A 16,465-nucleotide genomic window follows, 5' to 3' on the forward strand; every position below is an offset into this window, starting at 1 on the left:
TCCCTTGACTTTCCATCGATTCAATGTCCACACTTTATGGATTCCTTTTCTTTTTTGTTTAAAATGTTAACAGTCGTTAACATCTTACGTTACCTTTAGTTGGTAGAAAAGCTCGTTAATCCCGCTATAATGAAAGAAAAGGAGGATGAAAAATAGGATGAATGAGCATTTAAAGAAACTAAGAAAGAAAAACAAACTCACACAAGAAAACGTTGCAGAGCAACTACAGGTTTCCCGGCAAGCCGTTGCAAAGTGGGAAAGTGGCGATACGGTTCCTGATATGAACCATGCGATTGCTCTTGCCCGCCTGTTTAACGTTCGTTTAGACGATCTGGCTTCAGGAGAAGAGTCCCAATACGGTATCGGACCCAAAGGCAAGCATATTTTTGGAGTCACAACGATTAGCGAACGGGGACACATTGTGATTCCCAAAAAAGCTCGCGATCTTTTTCAATTGCGAGCTGGGGATAAGCTATTAATTCTCGGTGATGAAGAACAAGGATTAGCTCTTGTAAAGAATGAGCATTTTTTAACATTAGCCGGTGACATCTTCGCTGCCCAAAATGAAAGTGACAACGTCGAATGAAAGCAATTGAGACGCTTGATTTAACAAAACAGTATGCTACGCACAAAGCTGTGAATCAGCTTAATCTTTCCATTAGAGAAGGCGAACTTTTCGCGTTGCTTGGTTTAAACGGGGCAGGGAAAACAACGTTGATCAATATGCTCACCACTATACTTGCGCCAACAAGTGGTGAAGCTACGATACATCACCTTTCCATACAGAAAAAGCCTCAACAAATAAAATCACTCATTGGAGTTTCTCCACAAGAAAGTGCTGTTGCTCCTCATTTAACCGTGGAAGAAAATATTCTTCTAATGGCGACTATTTATGGAGCATCAAAATTAGAAGCAAAAAAACAGTGTAAACACACTCTCTTGCAATTGAATTTACAACATGAGAAAACTAAAAAAGCGAAGCATTTATCTGGCGGCATGATGAGGCGATTAAGTATAGGCATGGCGCTCGTCACAAAACCAAACGTCCTTTTTCTTGATGAACCAACTGTAGGAGTTGATGTTGTTGCTCGTAGAGAGCTTTGGAATGTTATCAAGGAATTAAAAGGGAGTATGACGATTGTTTTAACAACCCATCACATGGAAGAAGCAGACGCACTTGCTGACCGGATTGGTATTATGGCAAATGGATTCCTTATTAAAACAGGTACCCCTGCAAACTTAAAAAAGCAGAAGCATACAGACTCTTTAGAGGATGCATTCGTATCCTTTGTGCAAACAGAGGAGGTACCCTCTTGAAGACGATGGCATTCGCATCTCGAAATTATAAGGAAATGACGCGAGAATGGCTCACCCTACTGTTCGGGTTTGCTTTCCCTTCCCTGCTTCTTTTCTTACTCACTCTTATACAATCGAACATTCCGAATGAACCTTTTCACATTGAACAACTGACGCCAGGTATCGCTCTGTTCAGCTTATCCTTTATTTCTCTGTTCGCAGGAATGTTGATAGCAAGCGATCGTGAGTATTCTTTTTTGCTCAGATTATTTACAACGCCTTTACGTTCACAGCACTTCATCCTTGGTTACGCACTACCCCTTTTTTTATTAGCACTCGTACAAATGACTTTTTGCTATCTTATCGCTTTCTTCCTTGGTCTCCCACTATCTATTAACATCTTTTGGTCAATCCTAACTCTCCTTCCAGCGGCTTTGCTCTTTATTGCGATTGGGTTACTAGCTGGTAGTGTTTGTACTACTAAACAAGTTGGAGGCATTTGCGGAGCCGTTTTGACGAACCTATGTGCATGGCTTAGTGGTGCTTGGTTTGATGTCTCTTTAATTGGCGGCTGGTTTGAAGCTGTTGCCTATTCCCTCCCATTTGTTCATGCTGTTGAAGCAAGCAGAGAGGCATTATCTGGTCATCTCATCGATACACTTCCTCACGTAGGATGGGTGTTTCTTTACGCAATCGGTATGAGTGTAATGGCCGTCTTTACCTTTAAACGACGTATGCGGTACGTGTGAAAAATGGAAGATACACCACCCCTTTTTTAATATGATTCGAATTTCTTATCATAGAGGATTAAAAAGGGGTATTATGTTCATTACTACTTTCGCGATACAATAAAGATCGATTCTCATTACGAATGGAGTGATTCCATATGTTTGGTGCTATCTTCCTTGAAGTCATTTTTCCAATTCTTGTCCTTATGGCGTTAGGCCTCTTGTTACAACGCCAGTATGAGTTTAAATTAAAACCGTTTTCTACTTTATTAACTGTATGTTTTATGCCAGCATCGATTTTTTTAAATCTCTATTACGTCGACATTGATCTAATTGTTCTATCACAAATCCTTGGCTACCTTCTTTTATTTACACTGGTGATGATCCTATTTAGTACAGCGATTACTAAAATACTTCACCTTTCAGGTAGCGAAGCAGCCGTTTTAAAAAACAGTGTCTCACTAATGAATTCAGGAAACTATGGTTTACCTGTCAGTCAAATGATCTTCAGCGCTAATCCCCTTGGCGTTACGATTCAAATCTTTGTACTCATTTTTCAAAATTTACTTACCTATTCGTATGGATTGTATAACCTCTTATCGGCGACAAAATCCTTTAAAGGCATTCTTCTCTCATTCTTAAAAATGCCGATTATTCATGCCCTTATTCTAGGACTGCTTTTTCAATTGTTTCGGATTCCACTTCCTAGTTTTATTGAAACACCTCTGAGTTATCTTGCAAATGGGTTCATTGCACTTGCGCTCATCCTTTTAGGGGCCCAATTAGCGACTATTCAATTTGGTTTGTTTCATCGTGTTGTTCTTTTTTCTATTATTGGACGGTTACTCGTTGGACCATCCGTCGCATTAGGTATTATCGTACTTTTGAATCTTGATGGTATTGTTGCGCAATCTCTCTTTATTGCTAGCTCTTTTCCAACCTCAAGGAATACGGCAACACTTGCACTGCAATACAATATTGAACCTGAATTACATGCACAAGTTGTTTTGTATACAACACTTTTTAGCTGCCTTACAGTTACTGGTGTTATCGCTTTGTCAACCGTACTTTTTTAAGGAGGAATCTGTACTTTATTTTTAAATTAATTAGTCACATATTAGCAATTTACTTTCTTAATTGGCGGAAGCTTGCCGTGGAGGAACGGTTGAGCCAACGCAGACCTAGCTGCTATGTCTCAACACGTCCCTTCTTCCACAGGCGTCACCGCCAATTAAAAATTGCTAGTTCATAATACACCTCCTCAATACATGTATAAGTACCAATCCATAATGCTTCAAAAACCTTCTTCCGTTAATACATCTTCTCCATATACTCGATCGAAATGGTCTGTTTCGCCATCTAAGATTGCTCGCAATCTACCAAGTGTAGTGGCATCTTCTATTTTGGCTTCGCGAACAGTAATCGTCAGGCCTCGCTTTTCGTATTTAACTACATCTTCTCTCATTTCATCACCTCTCTGAATCTATGTAAGCATTGTTTTTCGCTTTTCTGCAACTATTTGGTAAGCTAACAGTAATAACCATCTAAAGCCTTCATAAAGGAGGAATGTTTGATGCACATACGAGATATGAAAAAGCGTGACATCCATGCCATCCGAGCACTCGCTACTAAGACGTGGAAGGCAACCTATACACCGCAAATTCCAGATGAGATTCAGAAAAAAGTCATTCGAGATGCTTATTCCTCCCACGAGATGAATCGTCGTTTTCGTTCTTCTATTACACTTGTTGCCGAGGAACATGGTCGTATTCATGGATATGCGTTTTTTTCCCGGGAGAAATATTCTGAGCATAACGCTTACCTTGAATCACTCTATGTAGATCCAGATCAGCAAGGTCAAGGTATTGGGAGATCTTTGCTTCATACAGGACTGAGACGATTTGAACAACCAGACCACTGCCGTCTGATCGTTTATAAAGGGAATAAAAGCGTTGATTTTTACACAAATGAAGGGTTTGAGCGAACTGGAGAGCGTACGGGAGATTTTTTTGGTTATCCAGTCACCCTCATTGAAATGGAAAAAAAACTAAATGGGAAAGGATGATCCTTATGAAGAAGACACTTATTAAAGGCGGGACTGTCATACCCGTAACAGATCAAACTACTTACATAAAAGCTGATATTTTAATAGAGGGGACAAAAATAAGTAAAATTGAACCTTCTATCCACGATGAAGAGGCCGACATCATTAATGCGAGTAATAGGATTGTGATGCCTGGCTTTGTTGACAGTCACCGTCACACTTGGGAATCTATGATTCGGAATATTGGTGCTGATTGGTCCTTACAAACCTACTTGAGTAAACTCTATTATGGTGGGATAGGTTCAAAGCGTAGACCTCAAGACGATTACATCGGCAATTTGTTTGGCGCGTTAGAAGCATTAGACGCTGGTGTAACAACCATCCTCGATTGGACAATGATTAATTCCATTGAACATGCTGAAGAAAGCATTCGTGGATTACAAGATGCTGGAATTCGAGCTGTATTTGCATATGGTGCACCTGGAGATGAGGCATTTTGGAACAATGACAGTACATTAACGCATACAGACGATGCGAAAACCATTCAATCGGCTTACTTCCAATCCCCAAACCAGCTGCTTACATTAGGTCTTGCTATTCGCGGCCCTGAATTCAGTGCATGGGATACAGCTGTAAACGAAATAAACACCGCTCGAGAAATGGGAATTTTGGCTACCATGCATTTAGGATTTGGTACTTGGGGACGTACAGCCCATTCCATCGAACGCCTTGACGAGCAACACCTTCTTGGAAAGGACTTGAACTTTACGCATATGAACCGCGTAACCGATGAGGCCATGAAACGAATTGCCGCTAAGGGTGGGAGTGTGTCTGTCACACCAGAAGTCGAAATGATGATGGGCCATGGCTACCCAGCTACAGGCCTCGCTCTTGAAAATGGTGTCAAGCCTACTCTCGGTGTCGATGTCGTGACGTCTACAGGTGGCGATATGTTTGCTCAAATGAAGTTTGCCTTACAAGCAGAGAGAGCGCGAGTCAATGAAAAGCTTCTTGATGAAGGCATAATGCCCGGACCAGACCTCCATCTCTCTGCCAATCAAATCCTAGAATGCGCAACTATTGAAGGAGCTAAAGCACTCTTACTTGACGACAAGATTGGTAGTCTTGAAGTAGGAAAAGAAGCTGACATTATTTTACTAAATACGTGTGATCTAAACTTAAGTCCGATTACCGATCCAATCGGCGCTGTCGTCCAAACTGCACATCCAGGCAATGTTGATTCTGTATTCGTTGCTGGTAAGGCCGTTAAACGACACGGTCAGCTGTTATTCAGTAATCTTGACTCACTTCGTAGCCAGTTATCGGACGCGCAACAGCATGTGCTTGCTCATACGAACGTATAGTAGCTGAACATAACAGCCTTACGAGCATTCGGAAGGCTGTTCGTTTTTGAAATATTTGTGGATAACACTTCGAAAACGAATTCATTTTCCACAGTTTTCCGACTTATCTACATTTTTTATACACATATTAACCTCTTTGATCATCAATTTTGATTGTCTGTGATGGTTATCCACATTCATGAACAAGCACGCTAAATAATAATGAATCCCGCCAATGGTCTTTTGACCAGAGGTTTTCGCGTAATCTTCCTTCTTCTCGCATGCCAAGACGCTGTAGTACCCTTGCCGAGGCACCATTATTCGGATCGCATGTTCCATAAATACGATGTAACTCTAATTCTTCAAATCCATATAGAAGCATCTTTTTTGCTGCTTTTGTTGCTAAACCTTGTCCCCAATAATCAGGATGTAAAATGTACGAAATCTCGCCATTTGTTTTATCTCGCACATTTAATTCTGTAACGCCAATCGTTCGCCTATCTTTTTGAATAGCATACGCAAAACGGATACGTGGCACCTGCTGAGCAGCCTCTACAATTCCTTTCACATAATCGGTCGTATCTTTCTCTCTCATTGTCTCCCATGGTTGGTATTGACTAACGATTGGAAGTGACGCATAACGATGAATGGCTTTCCAATCTTCATAAACCACTTCTGCTAAATCGAATTCCGCTTCTGAAAATACTACTTTTCCCACTCCAATTTTCCCTCCCTTTCTATTCACTCACCCTTACTCTATCATGAACGATAGGCAAAATAAAAAAGCCTATTAGGCTCTGAACGAATTAATACCCTTGCTTTCTTCTTAATTGAAACGCATACCGTCTTAAGGTTGATGTAACGTTGTTTTCATGCTGACACACGTCGCAATAAACATAATGAGCAGTCGCGATATATGCTTTTAATACATAGTTCGATAGGGCCTTCGGGTTTCCGCACTTATCACAAAATACTAGTACCTTCAATTCGTTCGCCTCCTCACATCCAGCATTATAATCTTTTGTATACCCATTTCACATAAAAAAACGCACCTGCTTTAGATGCGTCTCCTTTAAAATTCTTTTCGCTTGTATAGAATGAGTGACACGATATAGGAAAGGACAAACACGATGAGAGTGATGCCAATAAACAGTAAGCCAAAGAATAAATCGGCGTCTGATCCAAAATAGGTTCCCTCTTCATTAAATACCATTGAAAAAATCGTATAAGTCAATAAATAAACACCGATTGAGCCACCCATTCCTAAAACCAAAATCATATCACTCTTTTCGGCTCCAAGGATATAGGTTAGGGGGTACGTAATGACTCCCGAGGTTAGCACAATGCCAATGATCGACAAGATTCCAACAAAGAAATAATCTGTAGGCACTTGGTTAAATAAGTGAGTTGCGATAAAATAAGCGGCTCCAGCAAAACCAACCCCAACTAGAAGTAACAATACAAAGAATAAATAGTGACTTTGGACAACTTTGGCTCGACTTATTGGGAGTGTAGCCATATATTTACTCCATCCAGATTTTCCTTCATGCTTTAACACTTCTAACGCTGGTGAAACCATAAAACCAATCGCAACAAAAGCCGCTAATCGATCAAGCATACTCCCTTCAAAAAATATGAGGATCACAACCGGAATAACGAATGCAAGCAACGCATACACCCATATTGATTTTTGCACACTATAATATTGATTTAATAGCAACCCTTTCATACATGAACACCTCTCATGAGTAATACTGTCATTTCATCTAAAGATGCTGCCTTGCCTTCTTTCCCTTTAACAAGAACAGAAACAAGCTCCTCCTGTACTCGATAGGCGACAATTGTTTCTTTTGTTAAAGAGTGAAATTCCTTCGTCGTACACGATCGTATGCGGTAAGTCGATAGCAATGATTCTTTCTCAATATCAAATAGAATCCTGCCATCTTTAATGAAAATAAGCGAATCGGCAATCTTTTCAATATCACTCGTTATATGAGAAGAAAGAAGAATGGATCGCTTTCCATCGCTGACAAATGTGCGTAATACACTCAAAAGATCATCACGCCCACTCGGATCAAGCCCTGCCGTTGCTTCATCTAACAGAAGCAGCTTCGCATCATGGGAGAGTGCCACAGCTACCGATACCTTCATCGACATGCCTCTTGAAAAAGACCCTATTTTCTTTTTTCTTGGTAAAGAGAATTGTTCGACATATGAGTAAAACATCTCTTTATCCCAATTGCGATAAATTCCATTAAACACACGTTCTAACTTCACAATAGTTAATTCTTCAGGAAGTTGAACGGTATCAAATACAACCCCAATCTCTTCTTTTACAAAGTCTTTTCCGTCTTGCATTTCCTGACCAAACACGCGGACAGTACCTTGATCCTTGCGAATGGAACCAATGATAGAACCAATGGTTGTTGATTTACCGGCACCATTTTCCCCAATAAAGCCAACAATCGATCCTGGCTTAATGGTAAAGGAAACATTTTTTAAACCAAAACCACCTTGTTTAAATGTTTTGTTAAGTTCGCTTACTTCCACTAAAGCATTCACACTCGCACCCTCCTTTACCTCAACCGTTTACCTTATTTCCGATCGATCACCGATCGTGTACACCATTATCTCTTCTAAAGACGCCTTCTCCATTACCACTTCATCTCCCATTAGACGTCTTACAAGGCTAGCTTGATTCGTTAACGCTTCAAACCCAAACGATGTCTCTTTCACTTGTAAAAATAGCTTTCGCGTATCTGAATCAAGCAAGTCAGTAGCACCTCTGACAATAAAATGCTGATCGAGAATCGCGTCTTTCTCATCATGTAAAAGGACTGTTCCATTATGGAGAAACAGAATATAATCAGCGATTTGCTCTAAGTCAGTCGTAATATGCGTCGAAAAAAATACAGCTTTTTCTTCATCCTGAATGACGTCCATTAACAACTGCAAAATCTCTCTACGACTTATTGGATCAAGAGCTGACGTTGGTTCATCTAACACAATCAAATCAGCGTGATGGGATAACGCAATCGCAATGGAAAGCTTCATTCCCATCCCCTTAGACAATTGACCAATTTTTTGATCGGGACGCAAGTTGAACTGGTTTAAATAATGCTCAAATCGATCATCATCCCATTTAGAATAGAAATTGGAGACAACGTTTTTCATTTTTTCAATGGTCAGATGCTGGTAAAGATGGTGCTCAGAGAAAACAACCCCTACCCGCTGCTTAATTTCCTCCCTATTAGACTGATACGTCTGATTAAACAAGTTGATTTCGCCTGAATCTGGTTTCACTAAATCAAGCATCAGTTTAATCGTTGTTGTTTTCCCTGCACCATTGGGCCCAATAAAACCCGTAATAAACCCTTTTTTAACGGAGAAAGAGACATCTCTTAACAAAAAGTTTTTATACGTTTTATGAACATGATGAAATGAAACAACCTCTTCCATTATTCTTCCTCCTCATATAGCATTACTACTAATTCTTGAAGTTGATGAAGGGAAATATTTAGGTTTTTACTTTCTTTTACAATTTCCGCCAAGCCCTGTTCAACCATTTGCAAACGCCTCTCTTGAATGAGATCTTGATTTTGTCCTGCTATAAAAGACCCTTTCCCAACATACGAAATAATGAAGCCGTCTCGCTCTAATTCTTCGTATGCGCGCTTTGTCGTGATGACGCTAATTTGTAATTCTTTAGCTAGTTTTCGCATTGAAGGTAGCGGGTCGCCTTCCATCAACTCCCCTCTCAATATGCTTTGTTTAATTTGATTTTTAATCTGCACATAGATTGGTTCTTGAGACGCATTCGATAAGATAATATTCATAGGTACCTCGCAATTGTTATCTTTGTATTTATTGTACATATACTTTATATACAATGTCAACGGTTTTATACAGTCCATTTTTTCAGTAAAAAACAAGGATTTGCTGGATCATTGTCGAAAGTTCTTCTAAGGAGAGGTATTTTATGAAACTCAGGAGTTGTTGCTGTCTCTTTAATGAGAGAGAAGAACTATTATGTTATCCCCCAATCATAACGGGAAAAGACCAATAAGGATTAGTAGAAGACTAGGAGAGACCATTAAAAATGACTGAATCCATATGGATCGAACGCATAAGCCAATTCGATTCTACTTTACGTATTCATAAGCTTGAAATGATCCATTCAGGTTGGGATCATACCATCTTGTTTGTAAATGACACTCTTGTGTTTCGTTTTCCTAAAAAAAGAGGTTTTGAGATGGCACTGCATAAGGAGTTAGAATTAAACCGCGCTTTACAAGCAAGACAAACTAGTTTGTCTGTTCCAAGACTGACTCCACTCTTTATAGAAGAGACTTTAGTTGGCCTTTCCTATCCTCTTATTGCTGGTGTTCCAGTCGAGACCATTGAAAACCAAACAACACTTTCAACCATTGATTATCAGCATCTAGGAAATTTTTTAACAACTTTACATCGTATTACTGTTGATGAACTTCCGAATCTACATGCGACTCATAGTCATTCGTTTTGGGATACTATGTATGCTCAATTGCAACAAAACATTTTTCCCCAGCTCGAAACCAACGTCAGCCATGCAATTAACGTTGTTTATGAGACTTTCTTAGAATCATTGTCATCAAATAATAGAAAACCAGTACCGATTCATGGAGATCTTACAACGGCTAATATGATTTATAATCAAGGCGAACAAAAGCTAGTGGGGATTATTGATTTTACAGACGCACAATTAAGTGATCCAGCATTTGATTTTGCTGGGCTTTATTGGACATATGGTCTTGATACGGTTCTTTCTGTATTACGCTATTACAAAACAGATGAATGCAAGCACGACATCGTTGAACGAGTAAAACGGTTTTATGGACTTCAACCACTTTTCCACCATCTACTTTACTTGCACGAACAAAAAGAGCTAGACAAAGCTAGCCCTTTTGTTAACCGTTTTCTTGAATTAAAAAAATTGGGGGGGTTTAGATGACTTACGACATCGTCTTTTTTGACGTTGACGGAACACTCACAAACAATAAAACCGGACGCATACCTGAGTCTTCCAAAAGGTCAGTTCACGCATTACTAAATCAAGGGACACTCGTCGTGGCTGCAACCGGTCGACCATTATCTATGTGTGAAGTGTTAAAGAAGCTCGGTATCACAACGTTTATCACTGCAAACGGAGGCCTCGTCACACATCAAGACAATGTCATCTACAGTCAAACGATGAACGTAAGAACGGTGCAAGCAATCGAAAACTTTGCACGGCAACATCAGCATGCCTTATCGTTTTACAGTCACACATTTCATATGAATGGTTTTCAAAATGAGAAGATCACCCATGCCTTGCAGGAAACCCTATCTCTCATGACCTATCCACCAATTAGACAAAAAGATACTCTTTTACCTGTCCATTTGCTTTGTCTATTTGGAGATGAACGGATTGAACAGCTCTACAAAACAGCATTCCCATTGTTACAGTTCAAGCGCTGGCATCCTTACATCTTAAATGTGTTGGAAACAGATATTAGTAAAGCACGGGCTATCGAAAGCGTGTTACATTACTTTCACCTTGACCGTTCTCGTGCAATTGCTTTTGGAGATGGGGACAATGATATAGAAATGCTATCCTATGTTTCTGTTGGAGTTGCGATGGAAAACGGTTCTCAAGGGATAAAGAAGGTTGCCGATTACATTACTAAATCCTCATCAGAAAACGGTATTGAGCATGGACTAAAGCATTTTTCCATTATTCCTTAATAACATTGTTGGTAGCCCTCAGATTGCTTTATCAGGAAGTAGGGAAGTTAATGTACATTTACACCCTATTTCCACCAGCGATACTAGATGACTAGAGGAAATTGCATAATCTCTCTATAGACCTTTAGCTGATAGCTTGTTAGGTTCAATAAACGCTCATATTCGCTACAGTTGTTGTGCTGTTTTATGTGAAGTTCAACAAGTTTCGGTACTTCCCATACACATCTCAAAGCAAATGAAGTAAAAAAGCCATATCGGATAAAGGCTTCGTTTAACTGAATACCTGTCTCAACCAATCCATCTACGTAAGAACGAAGCAGAAGCTCTTGGTATTCTTCCGCTTCTTGAATAGGAATAGCTTCTTGGCTCAGCATAACGCCAAACAACTTCCCTAAATCTTCCCCTACACCTGAAAGACTCATAAACTGCCAGTCAATCAGCGTCACTTGCTTCTGATTAACAAATATATTTCCTTTACTCAAGTCTTGATGGGCAAGCACTCTAGGAAGCGCTTTCAATATGTTCAATTGTTTCTCCATGTTAGAAGTTAATGAGAGGTACGCTCGTAACCTATCGTTCACCTGTTCACTCAATCGATTTGAATCGACAAAACCGTCCACCTGCATTGCGTACTTCTGACTGCTTTTAATCCAAGATGCCATCCAAGTCCGACAAATCCATTCCTCGTCGTGAGCAGGACCATTTACGTACGTTCCGTTAAAATGTCCGATTGATTTCGCTATAACAGCAAAGTCTTCCTTCGAGAACTGCTTATGAACTCCATTCACTTCTTCCATCCAAATCCAAATCGTACCATCACTTTTTTCCTCGACCTCATAACAGGTTGGGCTTTTTATGACATTCGAATAACGATTAAGAATACCAGTTTGATGGATAAGAGCCTCTCGTTTCCAATAATTATGGTGCTGTGGATTCCGTTTATCCTCTACCTCTTGAATCACTTTTATTATAAGCGACCATTTTATCTTTTTAAGGACTGAGCCAAAAACACGGTAAATGCCTTGCGTTGTAAAATTCACTTCTCCCGATAAAGCTTGTACGTTCCATTCAAGCTCTCCTTTTGTTAAAGGGCGCTTAAGCTGCAGACTCACACATTTCACTAACGTATCTTGATTGATACTTGCTTTCATGTCAGTTGTAGACATACCTTCCACCCTTTTTAAACAGATTCCCTCAATTCCTGTAGTATGAATTCACGCACTTCTAGAGAGTGCGATTTTATTGCTTTTTTGTAAACAATATAAGTAGGTAAATTTCAATCCACGCACTCATATAGAGTGCGATGATTATCTCGAAACAAAATAAATTGCCCATCTTATTTCAATCCACGCACTGTGCGATCTAGATACGTTGAGTGTCAAATCAAGACGTTTACGATTTCAATCCACGCACTCATATAGAGTGCGATATTGAGATAGGTGAATTTACTGGCGAGGGTCTTGATTTCAATCCACGCACTCATATAGAGTGCGATTTTTGTAAGCTCCCAATCGTAGCCGACTGCTGCAGATTTCAATCCACGCACTCATATAGAGTGCGATAAATTCAGTTAGATGACTACAAGATATCGTAATAATTTCAATCCACGCACTCATATAGAGTGCGATAGCGGGAGAACGCTTAAAAGCACCTTTCTCCCCCTAAATATTACCACAAATTAGCCTTCAGGTAAGATTTTTTAGCTAAACCAATTACACATTGTTACATATTAAGTCAAAAAAGCGGTGCGGGTCACCCAGGTTTTTATGTTCGCTTGGGGTTCGCACCAATTATGAAGTTACTTTCAAAAAAGGTTCTCCTAAATGAAGATAGTCTCTTTAAACTTGTGACTTGGAATTGGTTCTTTATTAATTGTTCTAATAAATTCACTGATTTCCTTTTTTCATACAATAAAAATCTATTGTTTGACCCCTGATAAATGATCTTCCTGCATAAATTTAATAGAGTTCGTCTAATTGTAAAAAAGGTCATATGGCGCGCAATTGATGAACAGCGACCATTTTTTATAACGGTAAGACGTAATACTTTTATTCTATAACATTCACTAGATAATAATAATAATTTGCTTTATCTCATTAAGTTAGACAAACGTGCATCTTCTACATACATCAAAAAGACTGCTTTAAAACAAAAACACCCTGATTACGACCAGCGTGTTTTAAAGACCCACTTTTAATCGGTAAGCATGCGCCTGTAATGGAGGGATACTCGCTGCGTAGAGATATTTTCCAAATAGTTCTCAGCTAATTGCGTCGCTTGTTTTGCTTCAGAAGAAACCATTTCAATTCGCGTTGTCATATCTCTTGTCAATTCTGTTTCCTTCTCTTCAAGGGCGTCAATAAACGCGCCGCTGCTCGTACCTAAACTGGCACGAAGGGATTGGCCTAAAGTGGCTTGAAGCAAATAAAGTTGATTTATCGATAGCTCAAGCTGAAGTCGTTTCCACATATAGCTTGGTGGTTCTTTAAATTGGTGTGATATCACAACCACTCCTGTATCATCAGGAATCATGACTCATCCTCCTTCCTATTACCCCGAAAGTGTAAAAATCGCGGCAACGTTGTATTCTTCATCAAAAATCTCTTCGATCCCTTCACGCATCTTTTCAAGGAAAGTGCGCTGCTTTTCCAATTGCTCCACCAAAGCCGCTTCCCACACTGGCCCTTCAGGCAATGCGATTCCGCCAATTTGGTCATGCACGACAATTCGCTCCATACGGCTGCCTACAGGCGCATGGCTTTTATTTAACAAGTGCTGATAGCCCTTAGGATTGCTTTCCATATCATTAAACGCTTGGACAAGCACCTTTTTCCGGGTTTCGACATCCTCTACGATCTCATTCTCATACAGACGCACAAACGCTTGTACTTGTTCTTGTTGTTGCTCCACAATCGTTAGACCGTTGTAATACGCTTCGACAGTAGTACTTAAATTAACACGGATTTCCTCGCCTCCGTGCTGAGTGCTCAAGATCATTTCATTGTTCGAGTACGAGACTCCGTTTTCTGCATTCAGCGCATTCAACAATTCATGGATACTGTGGCTATGACCAATTTCACTCATGACTTCCTGCAATTCCTTTTCTAACGCCTGCCAATGGCCAGATAATTTTTCGCCATGTTCAATTAAGAGCAACAAAAAAGCCAAGTCACTTCCTAATAGCCCACTTCCTCCATCTCGCATTAAATGCGGATATTCTTTATACACATCTTCAAGATGCTCATAATCATTAAGGATTTCCAAAGACTCGGTCAATCCATTCAATTCTTTGACAATGTTGTCTTTCGAAGCCTCATCAATGTAGCCAGCCTCAACCAAATACCCGAACACCTCTTCAGCCGAATCGTTTAAGCCTTGAACTGTCTCTATGATCGGCCCTATGTTCCGTTGAAATTGTTTTATATGGTCAAACTCTGTCAATGCCTTGCTTAACAAATCAAAAGCTTGTGGAATTTTCGCCCCTACCTGCCCGAGCGCATGGGAACGAGCCATCTCGCCTCGCATAAAGGCAGGGTACTCATCTAAATCAATCGTTTCCGATTCCATCAACTTTTGAAAATCTGCTTGCAACTCGCTTACATCATCAAACACCGTCCGTTTGAGACCCGTCATGTCTTCTAGCACTCCAAGTGCACCATCTACCCCATCAGTTACATACGCATCAGCGGCCGGCATAAAAATCGTTTGCCACTTAGCGATTTCCTCATCTGGCAGATTGGCAAAAAGCGGCGACAGCCCTGCATAATTTTTGTTCGTTACAATCCCCTCTTTCGCGTCGATCGGAACCGTCACAAATCCTCGCGTATTTTCCATCAACGCATAAAGGGGGTCATTAATCGAACGAAGTTGGTAAATAGAACCGGTGTCGATTTTTTCTTCTATGTACTCGATGGCAAATTGTTCGAATTCATGAGGGGGGAGGGTGTAGATGGCGTTTTTGTTTGTTATAGAAAGATTAAATTGATTATTTACTATTTCTGCAAAGTCTTCATCAGCCGTATAAAGCTGGTATGCATTGATTTGCGCACCATTAATCCCGTAAATTTTGTCGAAATTTTCATTTAGCACTTGAGCCGTTAAATTATTATTATTGGCGAGCGAGTGACCTAGACCGACTGTCAACATCTCTTCATCGTTTATATTAAACGCCCTTTTTGCTTCATCAACAAAAATGTCGACGTCGATTGCCTGAGACGCGTCTTTTCCTTGGAACAGTCCGATAGCATTATACAACCAATCACCCTGATCATTTGAACCTTGTGAAATTACATACAGTTGGTTGATTCCTTTTTCTTCGTTTTCAAAATATATTGCTGTACCGTCATAATCCGATTTAATTATATTACTTTCATTTGAAGAGTACACTTTCATGTCTGCTGGAAGTTCTTCGCCCGTTTCCTCTATATAAATTCGCCGCACTTCTTTTTCAAACTCCTCTTTAGACATTCCATCTTTCATTTTATATTCTAACTGAGTAATACGAAGCCAAACTTCGTCTTTTTTTAATAGTTCGTCAGTCGCCATTTGTCTCATCTCCATTGCTATGGGTCCCTGAAAACTCAATGGACTTCACCCACTGAAGTACATAATCTTCTTCCTCTGCAAGATCCATCTGGCAACTTTCAGACTCTTTATCCACACATGATGCAATATAGAGAAATTCCATTCCTTGAGGCGCTTCTTTGGAAGAAACTTTATAGCCTATGACGACATATCGCTGGTAACCATCCATATCTTCAACTTTTGAACCAAAGTACGTGAGACCATGTTCATCTTCAGCTTCTTTCCATTCCTCTTCATAATCCCAACGGCCTCTTAAATTATCCAGTATCATATCTGGCCTCTCTGCATACCCACTATAATTATATTGATAACCAACTAAATACCCTCTGTTTTCTTCTTCACTTTCATAAGCAAAACGCAATTTTTCATAGTGGTCCCCATCCACACCAGATGCGTTGTCCATAAGCACAGCCTCTTCTGGAAACCAAATCGTAAAGGCGTCGATTTTTGAACGCATTAAATAATACCCTTCCGCTACTGGCTCTGTCGACACCATCAGTTCTCGGGAATACTCATTTTGAAACGCATCAATCTGCGGCAAATCTGCCGGATCCATTTCCGCTGGTGTTCTTTCTGTTTCTTCATCTGGTGAGCTATCCATTTGGCCACATCCTCCTACCATCAAGGCAATAACAATTGCCAACAATATCTTTCTTTTGACCATTCTACTCGACTCCTTAGGCCTCACTACCGCTTTTTTATCATTC

At 40.0% G+C, this 16,465-nt stretch carries 20 protein-coding genes; 8 read left to right on the plus strand and 12 right to left on the minus strand.

The window, feature by feature from the left end; translation table 11 throughout:
* The first annotated feature begins 157 nt into the window (after positions 1-157).
* The 4 genes from BK583_RS17175 to BK583_RS17190 all read left to right on the plus strand — a co-directional run bounded on the left by BK583_RS17175 (position 158) and on the right by BK583_RS17190 (position 3,100).
* Positions 158-586 (plus strand): helix-turn-helix domain-containing protein, encoded by a 429-nt coding sequence (locus tag BK583_RS17175; protein ID WP_201785153.1) that lies wholly within the window; start codon positions 158-160, stop codon positions 584-586.
* Positions 583-1,317, plus strand: a complete 735-nt coding sequence (locus BK583_RS17180) for an ABC transporter ATP-binding protein (RefSeq protein ID WP_055737276.1) — start codon at positions 583-585, stop codon at positions 1,315-1,317. The genes BK583_RS17175 and BK583_RS17180 overlap by 4 nt, the downstream gene beginning before the upstream one ends.
* 5 nt (positions 1,318-1,322) lie before the next feature.
* A complete protein-coding gene (locus tag BK583_RS17185) occupies positions 1,323-2,045 on the plus strand; it encodes an ABC transporter permease (RefSeq protein WP_236702460.1) in 723 nt (240 codons plus the stop codon).
* A 137-nt stretch (positions 2,046-2,182) separates the two neighbouring features.
* Positions 2,183-3,100 (plus strand): AEC family transporter, encoded by a 918-nt coding sequence (locus BK583_RS17190; RefSeq protein WP_038477085.1) that lies wholly within the window; start codon positions 2,183-2,185, stop codon positions 3,098-3,100.
* A 218-nt stretch (positions 3,101-3,318) separates the two neighbouring features.
* Here the strand turns inward: BK583_RS17190 and BK583_RS20875 are convergent, their stop codons facing one another.
* On the minus strand, positions 3,319-3,489 hold the full coding sequence (locus tag BK583_RS20875) for a hypothetical protein (RefSeq protein WP_160319314.1): 171 nt from the start codon (positions 3,487-3,489) through the stop codon (positions 3,319-3,321).
* 108 nt (positions 3,490-3,597) lie between these two features.
* On the opposite strand from BK583_RS20875, the gene BK583_RS17195 reads away from it, so the two are divergent.
* Both BK583_RS17195 and BK583_RS17200 read left to right on the plus strand, forming a co-directional pair.
* On the plus strand, positions 3,598-4,089 hold the full coding sequence (locus BK583_RS17195; protein ID WP_055737274.1) for a GNAT family N-acetyltransferase: 492 nt from the start codon (positions 3,598-3,600) through the stop codon (positions 4,087-4,089).
* Between the two features lie 5 nt (positions 4,090-4,094).
* On the plus strand, positions 4,095-5,432 hold the full coding sequence (locus tag BK583_RS17200) for an amidohydrolase family protein (RefSeq protein WP_055737273.1): 1,338 nt from the start codon (positions 4,095-4,097) through the stop codon (positions 5,430-5,432).
* A 166-nt stretch (positions 5,433-5,598) separates the two neighbouring features.
* On the opposite strand, the gene BK583_RS17205 is transcribed toward BK583_RS17200, so the two are convergent.
* The 6 genes from BK583_RS17205 to BK583_RS17225 all read right to left on the minus strand — a co-directional run bounded on the left by BK583_RS17205 (position 5,599) and on the right by BK583_RS17225 (position 9,247).
* Positions 5,599-6,129, minus strand: coding sequence for a GNAT family N-acetyltransferase (locus BK583_RS17205; RefSeq protein ID WP_055737272.1), 531 nt, complete (start codon positions 6,127-6,129; stop codon positions 5,599-5,601).
* Between the two features lie 88 nt (positions 6,130-6,217).
* Positions 6,218-6,397 (minus strand): hypothetical protein, encoded by a 180-nt coding sequence (locus tag BK583_RS20510; protein ID WP_139366204.1) that lies wholly within the window; start codon positions 6,395-6,397, stop codon positions 6,218-6,220.
* An 86-nt stretch (positions 6,398-6,483) separates the two neighbouring features.
* Positions 6,484-7,140, minus strand: a complete 657-nt coding sequence (locus BK583_RS17210; protein WP_055737271.1) for an ABC-2 transporter permease — start codon at positions 7,138-7,140, stop codon at positions 6,484-6,486.
* A complete protein-coding gene (locus BK583_RS17215) occupies positions 7,137-7,973 on the minus strand; it encodes an ABC transporter ATP-binding protein (RefSeq protein ID WP_055737270.1) in 837 nt (278 codons plus the stop codon). The genes BK583_RS17210 and BK583_RS17215 overlap by 4 nt, the downstream gene beginning before the upstream one ends.
* 27 nt (positions 7,974-8,000) lie before the next feature.
* A complete protein-coding gene (locus tag BK583_RS17220) occupies positions 8,001-8,870 on the minus strand; it encodes an ABC transporter ATP-binding protein (protein ID WP_055737269.1) in 870 nt (289 codons plus the stop codon).
* Positions 8,870-9,247: a GntR family transcriptional regulator gene (locus tag BK583_RS17225; RefSeq protein WP_038477067.1), complete on the minus strand. Its 378-nt coding sequence runs from the start codon at positions 9,245-9,247 to the stop codon at positions 8,870-8,872. Before BK583_RS17225 ends, BK583_RS17220 begins: the two co-directional genes overlap by 1 nt.
* 263 nt (positions 9,248-9,510) lie before the next feature.
* On the opposite strand from BK583_RS17225, the gene BK583_RS17230 reads away from it, so the two are divergent.
* Both BK583_RS17230 and BK583_RS17235 read left to right on the plus strand, forming a co-directional pair.
* Positions 9,511-10,401, plus strand: a complete 891-nt coding sequence (locus BK583_RS17230; RefSeq protein WP_055737268.1) for an aminoglycoside phosphotransferase family protein — start codon at positions 9,511-9,513, stop codon at positions 10,399-10,401.
* A complete protein-coding gene (locus tag BK583_RS17235) occupies positions 10,398-11,174 on the plus strand; it encodes a Cof-type HAD-IIB family hydrolase (RefSeq protein WP_055737267.1) in 777 nt (258 codons plus the stop codon). Before BK583_RS17230 ends, BK583_RS17235 begins: the two co-directional genes overlap by 4 nt.
* Before the next feature lie 83 nt (positions 11,175-11,257).
* Here BK583_RS17235 and BK583_RS17240 read toward each other — a convergent pair whose 3' ends face one another.
* From BK583_RS17240 to BK583_RS17255, 5 genes are all read right to left on the minus strand, one after another.
* Positions 11,258-12,340, minus strand: a complete 1,083-nt coding sequence (locus BK583_RS17240) for an oxidoreductase family protein (RefSeq protein ID WP_055737266.1) — start codon at positions 12,338-12,340, stop codon at positions 11,258-11,260.
* Positions 12,341-12,552: 212 nt separating this feature from the next.
* Complete coding sequence (locus tag BK583_RS21455) at positions 12,553-12,711, minus strand: hypothetical protein (protein WP_160319313.1); 159 nt, start codon at positions 12,709-12,711, stop codon at positions 12,553-12,555.
* A gap of 656 nt (positions 12,712-13,367) precedes the next feature.
* Entirely contained in the window at positions 13,368-13,706 is a 339-nt protein-coding gene (locus BK583_RS17245; protein WP_038477055.1) for a hypothetical protein, read from the minus strand.
* An 18-nt stretch (positions 13,707-13,724) separates the two neighbouring features.
* Positions 13,725-15,719 (minus strand): DUF6792 domain-containing protein, encoded by a 1,995-nt coding sequence (locus BK583_RS17250; protein ID WP_055737265.1) that lies wholly within the window; start codon positions 15,717-15,719, stop codon positions 13,725-13,727.
* Entirely contained in the window at positions 15,709-16,422 is a 714-nt protein-coding gene (locus BK583_RS17255; protein ID WP_055737264.1) for a YvcA-related protein, read from the minus strand. Before BK583_RS17255 ends, BK583_RS17250 begins: the two co-directional genes overlap by 11 nt.
* Between the last annotated feature and the right edge of the window lie 43 nt (positions 16,423-16,465).

The sequence above is a fragment of the Shouchella oshimensis genome (genome assembly GCF_002019765.1).
Taxonomy (GTDB): Bacteria; Bacillota; Bacilli; order Bacillales; family Bacillaceae_D; genus Shouchella; species Shouchella oshimensis.